Origin of the sequence: Rhodoferax sp. (genome assembly GCF_014859475.1) — a bacterium.
GTDB lineage: Bacteria > Pseudomonadota > Gammaproteobacteria > Burkholderiales > Burkholderiaceae_C > Rhodoferax.
On record NZ_JACUUE010000067.1, the window covers coordinates 1 to 12,449 of the forward strand.

Annotated in this window: 11 protein-coding genes and 1 pseudogene; 7 read left to right on the top strand and 5 right to left on the bottom strand. The window is 61.9% G+C overall.

What is annotated here, in order from left to right:
• The first annotated feature begins 70 nt into the window (after positions 1-70).
• The gene (gene tgt / locus IBX54_RS07845; protein ID WP_296542122.1) at positions 71-1,276 is read left to right on the top strand and encodes a tRNA guanosine(34) transglycosylase Tgt; all 1,206 of its coding nucleotides are present in this window, start codon (positions 71-73) and stop codon (positions 1,274-1,276) included.
• A gap of 57 nt (positions 1,277-1,333) precedes the next feature.
• Here tgt and IBX54_RS07850 read toward each other — a convergent pair whose 3' ends face one another.
• The 4 genes from IBX54_RS07850 to IBX54_RS07865 form a co-directional block, all read right to left on the bottom strand.
• Complete coding sequence (locus IBX54_RS07850) at positions 1,334-2,602, bottom strand: FIST N-terminal domain-containing protein (RefSeq protein WP_296542112.1); 1,269 nt, start codon at positions 2,600-2,602, stop codon at positions 1,334-1,336.
• Positions 2,603-2,632: 30 nt separating this feature from the next.
• The gene (locus tag IBX54_RS07855; RefSeq protein ID WP_296542113.1) at positions 2,633-3,325 is read right to left on the bottom strand and encodes a PhaM family polyhydroxyalkanoate granule multifunctional regulatory protein; all 693 of its coding nucleotides are present in this window, start codon (positions 3,323-3,325) and stop codon (positions 2,633-2,635) included.
• Positions 3,326-3,493: 168 nt separating this feature from the next.
• Positions 3,494-4,000: a copper chaperone PCu(A)C gene (locus IBX54_RS07860; RefSeq protein ID WP_296542114.1), complete on the bottom strand. Its 507-nt coding sequence runs from the start codon at positions 3,998-4,000 to the stop codon at positions 3,494-3,496.
• Positions 4,001-4,168: 168 nt separating this feature from the next.
• The gene (locus IBX54_RS07865) at positions 4,169-4,543 is read right to left on the bottom strand and encodes a DUF2946 family protein (RefSeq protein ID WP_296542115.1); all 375 of its coding nucleotides are present in this window, start codon (positions 4,541-4,543) and stop codon (positions 4,169-4,171) included.
• A 94-nt stretch (positions 4,544-4,637) separates the two neighbouring features.
• Here IBX54_RS07865 and IBX54_RS07870 point away from each other — a divergent pair.
• Positions 4,638-4,798 (top strand): annotated as a pseudogene (locus tag IBX54_RS07870) (dioxygenase); the annotation flags it as partial.
• 57 nt (positions 4,799-4,855) lie between these two features.
• Here IBX54_RS07870 and IBX54_RS07875 read toward each other — a convergent pair.
• A complete protein-coding gene (locus IBX54_RS07875) occupies positions 4,856-5,623 on the bottom strand; it encodes a FadR/GntR family transcriptional regulator (RefSeq protein WP_296542116.1) in 768 nt (255 codons plus the stop codon).
• Positions 5,624-5,792: 169 nt separating this feature from the next.
• Here IBX54_RS07875 and IBX54_RS07880 point away from each other — a divergent pair, with 169 nt between their 5' ends.
• From IBX54_RS07880 to IBX54_RS07900, 5 genes are all read left to right on the top strand, one after another.
• Positions 5,793-8,573, top strand: coding sequence for an FAD-binding and (Fe-S)-binding domain-containing protein (locus IBX54_RS07880; RefSeq protein ID WP_296542117.1), 2,781 nt, complete (start codon positions 5,793-5,795; stop codon positions 8,571-8,573).
• A 116-nt stretch (positions 8,574-8,689) separates the two neighbouring features.
• Positions 8,690-10,399 carry an L-lactate permease gene (locus tag IBX54_RS07885; RefSeq protein WP_296542118.1) on the top strand — a complete coding sequence of 570 codons (1,710 nt, stop codon included), beginning with the start codon at positions 8,690-8,692 and terminating at the stop codon, positions 10,397-10,399.
• A 24-nt stretch (positions 10,400-10,423) separates the two neighbouring features.
• Complete coding sequence (locus IBX54_RS07890; protein WP_296542119.1) at positions 10,424-10,882, top strand: universal stress protein; 459 nt, start codon at positions 10,424-10,426, stop codon at positions 10,880-10,882.
• Positions 10,883-10,982: 100 nt separating this feature from the next.
• On the top strand, positions 10,983-11,579 hold the full coding sequence (locus tag IBX54_RS07895) for a MarC family protein (RefSeq protein ID WP_296542120.1): 597 nt from the start codon (positions 10,983-10,985) through the stop codon (positions 11,577-11,579).
• Positions 11,576-12,388 carry a DUF3108 domain-containing protein gene (locus tag IBX54_RS07900; RefSeq protein WP_296542121.1) on the top strand — a complete coding sequence of 271 codons (813 nt, stop codon included), beginning with the start codon at positions 11,576-11,578 and terminating at the stop codon, positions 12,386-12,388. Before IBX54_RS07895 ends, IBX54_RS07900 begins: the two co-directional genes overlap by 4 nt.
• Positions 12,389-12,449 lie beyond the last annotated feature (61 nt).

Consider the following 12,449-nt stretch of genomic DNA (forward strand, 5'->3'; position numbering starts at 1 on the left):
TAAGCTCCTTTCCATTGCCATGACACACGCTCACCAACACGACCATCCGCATCCGCACCCACCCCAGCCCGTGGTTCAGTTCGACCTGCTGCGCACCGATCCCCCGGTGATTGAAACCGGCTACGTCGGCAGTCACGCCCGCCGCGGCACGCTGGTGCTCAATCACGGCATGGTGCAAACCCCCATCTTCATGCCGGTGGGCACGTACGGCACCGTCAAGGGTGTGCTGCCCTCCAGCCTGGAAGACATGGGCGCGCAAATCATTCTGGGCAACACCTTCCACCTCTGGATGCGCCCGGGGCTCGACGTGATGCAAAGCTTTGGCGGCCTGCACGACTTTGAGCGCTGGCGCAAACCGATCCTGACCGATTCGGGCGGCTTTCAGGTCTGGAGCCTTGGCGCCATGCGCAAGATCACCGAAGAAGGCGTGCACTTTTCCAGCCCCGTGAACGGCGACAAGCTGTTCATGTCGCCCGAGGTGTCGATGCAGATCCAGACCACGCTGAACGCCGACATCGCCATGCAACTGGACGAATGCACGCCCTACCTGTCGGTCGAACCCAAGACCAAGGGCCAGATCACCACCGAGCAGGAGGCGCGCAGCTCAATGGAGATGAGCCTGCGCTGGGCCAAACGCAGCCAGGCCGAATTTGCCCGGCTGGAAAACCCCAACGCGCTGTTCGGCATCGTGCAGGGCGGCATGTTCGAAGGGCTGCGGCAAGAGTCGCTGGAGCAACTGGTGGCGATGGACTTTCCCGGCTACGCCGTCGGCGGCGTGAGCGTGGGCGAGCCCAAGGACGAGATGCTGCGCATCATGGCGCACACGCCGCACCGCCTGCCCTGGCACAAGCCGCGCTACCTGATGGGGGTCGGCACACCCGAAGACCTGGTCGAGGGCGTGGCCCAAGGCGTTGACATGTTCGACTGCGTCATGCCCACGCGCAACGCGCGCAACGGCACGTTGTTCACCCGTTTTGGCGACCTGAAAATGCGCAACGCGCGCCACAAAGCTGATCACGGCCCGCTCGACAGCAGCTGCAGTTGCTACACCTGCAAGGGCACGACCCGGCCCAATGGCACCATCAGCGGCGGCTTTAGCCGAGCCTACCTGCACCACCTCGACCGCTGCGGCGAAATGCTCGGCCCGATGCTCGCGAGCATCCACAACCTGCACTACTACCTGAACCTGATGCGTGAGGTGCGCGCCGCGCTAGACGCCGGCACATTTGGCGCTTTCCGGCAGCAGTTTTTGGCCGACCGGGCGCGCGGCGTGTGAATTTATCCTTGCAAATCATGGAATGAAACTCCCTATTTGCAAGGATGCGCAAGCGACCTATTTGCCGGTAAACACCGTCAGCACCCCGGTGTAGCCATACAGGTGATGGCGGGCGATCTCGCCACCGGCAAAAAACCCCACCAACGGCACGTCGCCCAAGGCGCGGCGGATGATTTGCAGCTCGGCGCTGGGGCCGCCAAAATGGGCACCGCCACGCCCGGTGCAGCTCACATAAATGGCGCCGGCAATGCCGCGCGCTGCATGCGGTGCCGCCTCGGCCTCGGATTGCGCCAGGGCAGTGGCCGTTTCCAGCGCCTGTTCCTGCGGCTCCAGCTCCTCACGAATCTCGGCGCAAATGCGCATCAGGTCGGCGCGCGCGGCCTGCACGTTGCGTTGGCAAAAGGCCAGTTCCATGCCTTCGGTCACCACATCGGCCACCGCCACGCCGGCGCGCGCAGGGTCAAGGCCGATGATGTGGCGCACCAGCACGTCGGGGCCGAAGTTGCCGGTGCGCGTCACGGTAGGCGCCACATCGGCCAGGCTGGCGGGCTCGGTCAAGCCGACCAGTGTGGCGCGCACCGCTTGCAGCGCTTCACGCGGCTCGTCCAATGTCACATTCAACTCGCGCAGCATCACCTGCAAGGCAGGCTCGTCATCGAGCGCGAGCACCACGTTGCGCTCGGCGCCGGTGACCTTGTGCGCGCGGTTGATCGGCAGGCAGCCTTGCGTGACGCGCGACACCAGCGTCACCTCAGGGCCAAAGGCCACGCCACTCAAGCCACCGCTGAAAACGCCGCTGGCCTTGCCCTGGCCCTTGACAGTGCCGTCAGCGGCCACCGCAAACTGCACTGCCGCGCCGCGGCTTGATGCCAGGCCGCCGAACACATAACCGGAGTCGGTGCGTGCGGCCAGTTCTTCGATCAGCTCGGCCACGTCAGGGGTATGACCGTCGGCGTGCACCAGCGCGGTGTGCGCATCAAAGGCCAGCCCCAGCGGAGCCACGCCCGAGAACACCCGGTACTGGTCGCTGGGCAGCTCGCACAGCATCAGCGCCAGCGCGGGCTCGTCAAAATACTCGACATTGTTGGAGGCAATGCCCACGCCCACCGTGCCGGACCAGTCGGTAATCTCGGGCAGCTCGGCGCTCAGGTGCGCCAGAATCTCCTGCGCATGGGCGGCATAGTGGTCGGTGATGTAGAGCAGTGCCAGCGTCGGGCTGCTGGCATAGCCGTGCAGCGCCATCTGGGCGCGCAACTGCGCCAGCGCTAAATTGGCCGCCATGCCCCACTGCGGGTGGGTGGCGTGCGCATAGGGAAACAATTTCATGCTGCGGCCCTGCTGTTCACGCGCACAGCCTCAACGCCCGCGCGCGCTGGTTTTGGTGGCCACTTTTTTAACTGCTTTGGCAGGCACCTTTTTGGCCACTGCTTTTTTTGCAGGCGCTTTTTTGACCGTTTCCTTGATCACCCCTTTGGCCAGATTCTTGCTCATGTCCATTGCTGTTGCCTTGCTGGCTTCCTTCATGGCGCCGGCGGCAATGTGCTGGAACTGCTGGGTCAGCGCAGTCCACAACTGCATCGGGTCAACCGGGCCAGCTGCCGAGGCCGTCGGCTTGACGGCGTCGCCGACCTTTTTGGCTACTTCTTCGGTTTTTTCAGCGACTTCAGCCACCGTCTGGGCCGTGGCTGCGGCCTTTTCCGTGATCTTTTGCACACCAGAGGCCACCGTATCCACAGTCTTGAGCTTGAACGCATTGGCCATGTCGGTCATGCTGAAGTTCATGCCCTTGAGGGTGGCCAGCGTCATTTTTTGGACCTCAAGCGCCTGCACCGTGGCGCCCAGCGCCTTGGAGTTTTGATCGAGCCAGAAATGCACCGCCTTGAGTTCGGCGATGCGCTTGTCCAGTTCCTCCTCATTGAGCGAAGGCGCAATCCAGTTGGCCATGTCGGGCATTTGCGGCACCGCCTGCGAGGCACCTTTGGCGAGGTTTTGCAGAAAGTCAAAACCAGGGACGAATTTGGCGAAACCGCCGTTTTCTGAGTCACTCATGCTTTTCTCCTAGGGGTTGTTGTCTTGGCACAGGCAGCAGCTTACCGTAAAGCCCGTACCTCATCCGTGCGCAATCCCCCAAAAGCTCATGGCACGCGTTCTATTACCAAGATAAGGAGCGCCTGTACCAGCGCATGGCACCCGATGTGTCCCTTGGCGTGGTGGCGCTTATTTAGCGGGCATGTTACCGTGCATGGAATGGTCCATGGCAGCCGGTTTGGTCATGCCGCCCGGTGGCGTCATGGCCACCGGCAACATCAGTTCCAGCTTGCTCTCAACGCCCTTGGCGTCCTTGAAAGTCAGGGTGACTGGCACCGTGCCGTCCTTGGCCAGCGGTGCTTTCAAGTCCATCAGCATCAAGTGGTAGCCACCGGGCTTGAGCTCCACGGCCTTGCCAGCGGGCAGGACAAGCCCGCCCTTGACCTCGGCCATTTTCATCACGCCGTTGTCCATCTTCATTTCGTGCACTTGCGCCACGCCGGCCGCGGTTGAGGCCACGCCGACCAGGGTGGTGGCTTCTTTGGCGGTAAGCGTCATGAACGCGCCAGTGGCCATCTGGCCCTTGACGGTGGCGCGCGCCCAGGCGTTTTGCACCTTGACGGCGGCATCTTCAGCCAATGCGCCAAGCGTGATCGCGGCCAGTGCGACGGCGATCGTCAGTGATTTGAATTTCATAAAAGTCCTTGAGGGTTAAATCTGTCAAAGGCTTGGGGCGCTGGCGGCATACGGCACAAAGCACGGCAAAAAGCACGGCATAACGCGGCGATCACAAGACCGGGGGAAATGAAAAAATAGGCCTGATGCGCTGATGCAGCAACGCCAGGCTTGCCGAAAACCGGACAGTCAGGCGTGCGGCGGGCCACGCGCCGGCAAGGGTGCGGCGCTCCGGGCGGCAATGTGGACCGTCGGCGTGCCTTGCCGCGCACGGCCCGTGCTTTGGGGAGGATTGATTGGTTCGACCACCACGGCAGGGGGCGCACCGCCGGCCAGGCAAAGCGGACAAAACAGAGCGTCACCGGTGTCGGACGTGGCCGCAGTGGTCACCGTGCCGTCGTCCGCCAGCACCACCTTGAGCATGCCCGCGCCGGTGCAAATGACCAACTCTTGCTGCGGCTGCACCATGGGCGAGGCCACGGCTGCCCCCAGCGTCAAGGCGAACCACAGCAGGGCCAGACGGGCCAGCCAGGGTGCGTTGCGCAGGGTGTGCAGAAGATTCATGGGGCGCGATTATTGCACTGGTAAAAACCAGCCCGTCAAAGGGGTCGCGGTGACCAAGCCACGGCCAAGGGCGTGAACTGATACGCTTTCGGCGATGAACAGCTTGTTTCACTTGGCCTTCAACATCACCGACGGCGACCAGACCCGCGCTTTTTACGGCGGGGTGCTGAGCTGTCGTGAGGGCCGCAGCACCGCCACCTGGGTCGATTTTGATTTTTTGGCCACCAACTCTCGATGCACCTGAGCGACCCGTTCGGCAAGCCGATCGAGGGCAAGGGTTTTGCCTTGCTGACGTCTCTTTATGCCCGTTGATCAATTCGCAGGCACGTCACCCAGGCGCCTGAGCGCGCTGGAGCGTCGCGCTTCATCGAGCACCTTGTCCTCGATACTTTGGCGCACAAATTCAATGTGTTCGCTGGCGGCCAGCGCCGCCTCTTGCGGCTTGTGCTCGCGAATGGCCTGCCAGATGGCGCGGTGCTGCGCTCGCAACTGGTTCCAGCGCTGCGGTCGGGCGTGCAAGTGCACCAGATTATTGGACACATGGCCGCGGATCACCCGCATCAGGCTGGCCGTCAGGTGGCCGATCAGCGCATTGTGCGAGGCCTCGGCCACAGCCTGGTGAAACGCCACATCGGTCTCGATGCAATGCGTCAGATCGTCGCGCTCATAGCTGGCCTCCAAAGCCGCGTGGGCAGCATCGAGCCGGCTGATGTCGAGGTCGGTGGCGCGGTCGGCGGCCAGTGCGGCAGCTTGGCTTTCGAGCATTTGACGCACTTCCAGCAGGTCGCGGTGCAGCATGGGGTTGGCCTTGAGCATGCCCTGCCAGGGGTCAACAAAATGCGCCTCCAGCCGATCCGTGACATAGGTGCCGCCGCCATGGCGCGTGCTGAGCAGGCCCTTGGACACCAGTTGCTGCATCGCCTCGCGCAGCGAGGGGCGCGACACACCCAGTTCCAGCGCCAGCGCACGTTCAGAGGGCAGGCGGTCGCCCGGCTTGAGCGAGCCTTCAAGGATCCGTTTTTCGAGTTCGCTAGCAACAGAGTCAGCCAAACGGGTAACGGCAGGGCGTTGGGGGTTCATGGTGCCTTCAAAAACAAGATTGGTCTGACCAGTTCCATCATAATTCAAAACCATGTTGAAAATAATGCACTAAAAATAAGGGTAAACCCTTATTATCCTGAAAACCAAGGGCATTACAGTCCTTATCTGGTAATACCACTTTACCAAACAAGAACACAGGAGACACACCATGAGCCAATTACTGGACGTGCTGGCGCGCATTCTGCCGCCAAAACAGGTCATCAGCGACCCGCTGCGGCGCCTGGCCTACGGCACCGATGCCAGCTTTTACCGCCTCACCCCTGAGGTGGTGGCGGTGGTCGAGTCTGAGCAAGAAGTGCAGGCGCTACTGCAAGCCACACGCACGCTGGGCCGCCCGGTGACGTTCCGTGCCGCCGGCACCAGCTTGTCGGGCCAGGCGGTCACCGACAGTGTGCTGGCCCTGATTGGCGAAGGTTTTGCCACTTGCGAGATTGGCCCTGATGCGGCCACGGTGCGGGCGGGCCCCGGCATCATTGGCGGCGAGGTGAACTTTCGCCTGAGCCCCCACGGGCGCAAGATCGGCCCCGACCCGGCCTCCATCAACGCCTGCAAAATTGGGGGCATTGCCGCCAACAACGCGTCGGGCATGTGCTGCGGCACAGCGCAAAACAGCTATCGCACGCTGGCCGGCATGCGCGTCATTCTGGCCGACGGCACCTTGCTCGATACTGAAGACGCCTACAGCGTAGCGAGCTTTCGCCAAAGTCACGCCACACTGGTGGACGAGCTGCAACACCTTGGCAAGCTGACCCGCGCCGACGACGTGCTGGCGGCACGCATTCGCCACAAGTACAGCATCAAGAACACCACCGGCTACAGCCTCAACGCGCTGGTTGATTTTGAAGACCCGATCGACATCCTGGCGCACTTAATGATCGGCTCGGAAGGCACGCTCGGCTTCATCTCGCGCATCACCTACCAGACCGTCGCTGAAGACCCGTTCAAGGCCAGCGCGCTGGTGTTTTTCCCAACCATAGAAGTCGCCTGCCAGGCAGTGATCGGGCTCAAAGCCAAGCCGGTGTCGGCGGTGGAGCTGCTCGACCGCGCCTCGCTGCGCTCGGTGCAAGACAAGCCCGGCCTGCCCGCCATCATGCAAACCCTGGGCAACGAGGCTGCCGCGCTGCTGATTGAGGTGCGCGGCGAAACAGCCATCGCGCTGCAACTGCGCATGGAGGCCGCGCTGGAAGCCTTGCGCGGTATTGAGACCATCGAGCCGCCGCTGTTTTCCACCGACCCCGCCACCTGCGAGATGTACTGGAAAGTGCGCAAAGGCACGTTCCCGGCGGTGGGCGCCATGCGCCGTGCCGGCACCACGGTCATCATCGAAGACGTGGCTTTTCCGCTGGCCTCACTGGCCAGCGCCACGCTCGATTTGCAGGCGCTGCTGCGCAAACACGGTTACACCGAGGGCATCATCTTCGGCCACGCGCTTGAAGGCAACCTGCACTTTGTTTTCACGCAGGATTTTTCGGTGCAAGCCGAAGTGGACCGTTATGCGCACTTCATGGACGACGTATGCTCGCTGGTAGTTGAGAAATACGACGGTTCACTCAAGGCCGAGCACGGCACCGGACGCAACATGGCGCCGTTTGTCGAGAAAGAATGGGGCACGCAGGCCACCAATCTGATGCGCCACATCAAGCAGCTGTTTGATCCGAAAAACCTGCTCAACCCGGGCGTGATCCTGAACGACGACGCACAGGCGCACCTGAAGCACCTCAAGCCCATGCCGGCTTCCGAGGACCTGGTGGACCGCTGCATTGAGTGCGGTTTTTGCGAGCCGCTGTGCCCGTCGCACCGGCTCACGCTGTCGCCGCGCCAGCGCATTGTGAGCTGGCGCGAGCTGTCCCGCCGCACCGCAGCGGGTGAAAGTGTGGCCGAGCTGGAGGCCGACTTTGCCTATTACGGCCTTGACACCTGCGCCGGTTGCGGCCTGTGCTCCACCGCCTGCCCGGTCGGCATCGACACCGGCGCACTCACACGCTTGCTGCGCGGGCGTGGCATGGGCAACACCTCTCATAAGGTGGCGCAGTGGACGGCAGACAACTTTGGCAAGGTCACCACCGCCTCGCGCATTGGCATTGGCCTGGGCCATGTGGCCTCCAGCGTGGTGGGCGACAACTTGCTGGCCAAAATGTCGGGTGGCAAGTGGAAACGCGGCATGCCGCTGGCTGGCAAAACGCCCGAGGCTTACCAAGGCGAGGGCGATCCGGTGGTCTATTTTCCGGCCTGTGGCGGGCGCATTTTTGGTGCCAACAGCTCGGACGAAGCCACCCTGCCGGAGGTCATCATGGAACTGCTGGTGCGCGCCGGCTACAAGCCGATCCTGCCCGAAGGCTTTGACAAACTGTGCTGCGGCCAGATGCTCGAGAGCAAAGGCATGGCTGAAGAGGCCGACGAAATGAGCGCTGCCGTGACGCAAGCCTTGCTCAAGGCGGCTGACGACGGCCAAGGCGGTTATTACCCGGTCATCATGGATGCCAGCACCTGCTCGGTGCGGATGCAAAAGAAGCTCGCTGGCACGCCCCTGCAGTTGCTTGACTTTCATGAATTTGCCCACGACGCGCTGTTGCCGCGCTTGTACATCACCAAAAAACCCGGCCCGGTGGCGCTGCACATCAATTGCAGCGTGCGCCGCACCGGCTCAGACGCCAAACTGCGCAAGGTACTGGCCGCGTGCGTCGCGCAAATTGTCGAGCCCGCAGGCGTCACCTGCTGCGGCTTTGGCGGCGACCGCGGTTTTGCGGTGCCAGAACTCAACGTGCATGCACTGCGCAAAGTGCACGACGCTTTGCCCGCGAGCTGCTGTGAGGGCATCTCCACCAACCGCACCTGCGAAATCGGCCTCACCGCCGAGACCGGCCGGCCCTACCACGGCCTGGCTTACCTGCTTGAAGAATGCAGCCGGGTAGAGGCCGTTGCTCATTAACTTTTTTTAACCGTTCACGCCAACTTTTTCATCTTTACAAAGAGGAGTATTTTCATCATGCACACCTGGCGAGCCATCCATTTCTACTCACAACCCAAAACCATGAGGAGGTCATCATGAGTCAAACCGTATTGTCCATGCTGGCCTTTGCGCCACTGGTGCTGGCAGCCGTGCTGCTGGTAGGTTTTAACTGGCCGGCCAAACGCGCCATGCCAGCCGTGCTGGTGCTCAGTATTGCGATTGCGCTGGGCGCCTGGGGCATGTCAACCAACCGCGTCATTGCCTCGATCCTGCAAGGCCTGATCCTGACCGGCGCGGTGCTGTGGATCATTTTTGGTGCCATTTTGCTGCTCAACACCTTGAAGCATTCGGGTGCCATTAAGGCCATTCGCGGTGGCTTTGCCAACATCAGCCCGGACCGCCGGGTGCAGGTCATCATCGTGGCCTGGCTGTTTGGCTGCTTTATTGAAGGCGCTTCCGGCTTTGGCACCCCGGCTGCGGTGGCGGCACCGCTGCTGGTGGCGCTGGGCTTCCCGGCCATGGGCGCGGTCATGCTGGGCATGATGGTGCAGTCCACCCCGGTGTCTTTTGGCGCAGTGGGTACGCCCATTGTGGTGGGGGTCAGTGGCGGCCTCGACAAGGCCGGCATCTCGGCGCAACTGCTGGCCAACGGCTCGGAGTGGGAGGTTTTTTACCGCCTCATTACCTCTGAAGTTGCCATCACCCACGCCATCATTGGCATCTTGATGCCCTTGCTGATGTGCGCCATGATGACGCGCTTTTTTGGCCGCAACAAGTCGTGGAGCGAAGGCTTGGCCATTGCGCCGTTTGCCATTTTTGCCGGCCTGAGTTTTGTGCTGCCCTATGCGGCCGCTGGTGTCTTTTTGGGTCCGGAATTTCCGTCCATGATCGGCGCCCTGGTCGGCTTGGCGATTGTGGTGCCTGCGGCCAAAATGGGTTTCTTGTTGCCCAAGACAAGCTGGGACTTCGCCGATGCCAAAGATTGGCCGGCACACTGGCTCGGCAGTCTCGAGATCAAACTCGACGAGCTGACCTCCAAGGCGCCCATGTCGGTCGGCTTGGCCTGGCTGCCCTACCTGTTGCTGGCAGTGCTGCTGGTGGCATCGCGTGTCAGCCCCGACCTCAAAGCCTTCTTCTCCAAAAACCTGGTGCTGGGCTGGGCCAACATTCTGGGCGAAAAAGGCTTGTCGGGCAGCATCCAGTTCTTGTACCTGCCAGGCGGCATCATGGTGATGGTGGTGCTCGCCACGTTCCTGCTGCACCGCATGAACTTCTCCGAACTGAAAGCCGCGGTAACTGAGTCATCGCGCACCCTGCTGGGTGCCGGCTTTGTGCTGGTGTTCACCATTCCGATGGTGCGCATTTTGATCAACTCGGGCGTCAATGTCGCCGACCTGCCCTCCATGCCGAGGGCCATGGCCGAGCTGGTGGCCAGCAGCGTGGGCAGCATTTACCCGTTTTTTGCGGCTTCGGTCGGTGCGCTGGGTGCCTTCATTGCGGGCTCAAATACGGTGTCGAACCTGATGATGTCGCAATTCCAGTTTGACACCGCGCACTTGATTGGGGTCTCGGGTGCGATGCTGGTGGCCAGCCAGGCCGTGGGTGCTGCCGCCGGCAACATGATCGCCATTCACAACGTGGTGGCAGCATCCGCCACCGTGGGCCTGATGGGGCGCGAGGGCAGCATTTTGCGCATGACCATTTTGCCAACGCTCTACTACGTGATCATGGCCGGCCTGATCACCATGATCGCCATTTACGGTATGGGCATCACCGACCCGATGATGCCCATCACCAAGCCTTAAACAACCCTTTTCAGGAGTTCATTCATGTGTAAACGTATTTTTGTCGCCATCGACGGCAGTTCCACCGCGCAAGCGGCGCTGAAGGAGGCGATTCAGTTTGCCAGTCTGCCAGGCATGAGCCTGTGCATTGGCAAGGTGATCGACACCGGCCTGCTCGAGCAAAACAACATGGGGCTGAGCAATTTGATCGACCCGGAACAAGTCAAGGCCAGCATGCGCCAGGCAGCAGAGAAGCTGCTGGCCGATGCCGTTGCCACGGCAAAAGCGGCAGGGCTGGATCCACATCAAATTCTGGTTGAATCCGATAAAAAACGCGTCGCCGAGATGATCGTCGAGGCCGCCAAGCAGTGGGATGCCGACCTGATCGTGATCGGCACCCACGGTCGGCGCGGTTTCGAGCGCATGATGATGGGCAGCGTGGCTGAAAACCTGGTACGCATCGCCACCACGTCGGTATTTCTGGTGCGCAGAAAACCGGCCTGATCAGGTTTGTTTTTCCTTCTGCGGCGCCCATGGCAGCGCGCCGCAGGGGTGCTGTGGCAAGCCTGCTATCCTGTTGCCATCAACAGTTTGAGCCAAACGCATGCAGTACACCTTTGTTTCAGCCACCATTTTGCTGATCCTGATCACCGACCCGATCGGCAACATCCCCATTTTTGCCAACGCCCTCAAAAACGTGGCGCCCGAGCGCCGCTCCCGCGTCATCCTGCGCGAGGTGCTGATCGCCTTTTTGCTGCTGCTGACCTTCATGTTCATCGGCGACGGCTTTTTGCGCGCGATGAACCTGAGCGAGCTCTCCTTGCAAATTGGCGGCGGCGTGATTCTGTTTTTGATTGCGCTGCGCATGATTTTTCCGCCGCCCAAGGTGGAGACAGATGAAGCGCTTGGCGAGCCGCTGATCGTGCCGCTGGCCATTCCCGCCATTGCCGGACCGTCGGCGCTGGCTACCGTCTTGCTGCTGGTGTCACAGGCGCCCGAGAAGCGGCTTGAGTGGATCGCCGCGCTGTGCGTCACCATGAGCGTGAGCGCGGTGGTGCTGGTGCTGGCCGAGCGCATCCAGCGCGTGGCGGGTGACCGTTTTGTGGTTGCACTGGAGCGCCTGATGGGCTTGGTGCTGGTGGCGGTGTCGATCGAGATGCTGCTGCGCGGCATCAAGACCTTTGTCAAGCAATTGGCATGACGCGTAAATCCTGGCTACTTCTGGCACTGGCTGCGTGGCTGGCGCCGCTGGCCAGCGCGGCGACTGCGCTGCCAAGCCCGGCCAGTTCTGCCACCCATGTTGCCGTTGCCCCGGCTTCGGCCGCTCCGGGCCCAGCCGAGCTGTCGATGCAGCAAACCGTTTTCAATCGCACCGCCTTGCCACCTTCGACCAAGCTGATCTACCGGGTGGATTCCAACAAATTCCCGTTCCGGGTACGCGCCGAATTGCAATGGCTGCAGCAGGAAGCCGGCTACCAGGCACGCATGAACTTCAGTGTGTTCGGCCTGACGCGGACGCAGGCGAGTCAGGGAACCTTTGATGCCTACGGCCTGGCCCCCGAGCGTTTTACCGACACCTTCCGCAAAGACGAAATGGCGCATTTTGATCGCGAACAGGGCATCGTGCGCTTCAGCGCCAACACGCCCGAGGCCACCTTGCAGCCGGGCGCCCAGGACCGCCTGAGCGTGACGCTGCAACTCGCGGCGCTGCTTGCCAGCGCGCCACAGCGCTTTCCTGTCGGCACCACGCTGCGGGTGCAAACCGTAAGTCACCGTGATGCCGACGTGTGGCGCTTCAAGTTTGGCCCATTGGAAACACTGCAGCTTCCGGGCGGTGCGCTGCAGGGGTTCAAGCTGGAGCGCCTGCCGCGGCGAGCCGAAGATCAGCAATTGGAAATCTGGCTGGCACCGAGCCTGGCTTACATGCCGGTTCGCATCCGCCTGACCGAGCCCAACGGCGACTACGCAGACCAGCTCTGGCTGGCTTCCGAGGCCACTGACCGCCCTTGAAATCGCTTGAACCTAGATTCCTCAGTTGACCGCTTGAAAACTTCGATAAGGCATTGAACTG

Bases quoted from the DNA above. Each gene is read 5' to 3' on its own strand.
- IBX54_RS07850 (WP_296542112.1), bottom strand. From the start codon at position 2,602: ATGAAATTGTTTCCCTATGCGCACGCCACCCACCCGCAGTGGGGCATG.
- IBX54_RS07855 (WP_296542113.1), bottom strand. From the start codon at position 3,325: ATGAGTGACTCAGAAAACGGCGGTTTCGCCAAATTCGTCCCTGGTTTT.
- IBX54_RS07860 (WP_296542114.1), bottom strand. From the start codon at position 4,000: ATGAAATTCAAATCACTGACGATCGCCGTCGCACTGGCCGCGATCACG.
- IBX54_RS07865 (WP_296542115.1), bottom strand. From the start codon at position 4,543: ATGAATCTTCTGCACACCCTGCGCAACGCACCCTGGCTGGCCCGTCTG.
- IBX54_RS07875 (WP_296542116.1), bottom strand. From the start codon at position 5,623: ATGAACCCCCAACGCCCTGCCGTTACCCGTTTGGCTGACTCTGTTGCT.
- IBX54_RS07880 (WP_296542117.1), top strand. From the start codon at position 5,793: ATGAGCCAATTACTGGACGTGCTGGCGCGCATTCTGCCGCCAAAACAG.
- IBX54_RS07885 (WP_296542118.1), top strand. From the start codon at position 8,690: ATGAGTCAAACCGTATTGTCCATGCTGGCCTTTGCGCCACTGGTGCTG.
- IBX54_RS07890 (WP_296542119.1), top strand. From the start codon at position 10,424: ATGTGTAAACGTATTTTTGTCGCCATCGACGGCAGTTCCACCGCGCAA.
- IBX54_RS07895 (WP_296542120.1), top strand. From the start codon at position 10,983: ATGCAGTACACCTTTGTTTCAGCCACCATTTTGCTGATCCTGATCACC.
- IBX54_RS07900 (WP_296542121.1), top strand. From the start codon at position 11,576: ATGACGCGTAAATCCTGGCTACTTCTGGCACTGGCTGCGTGGCTGGCG.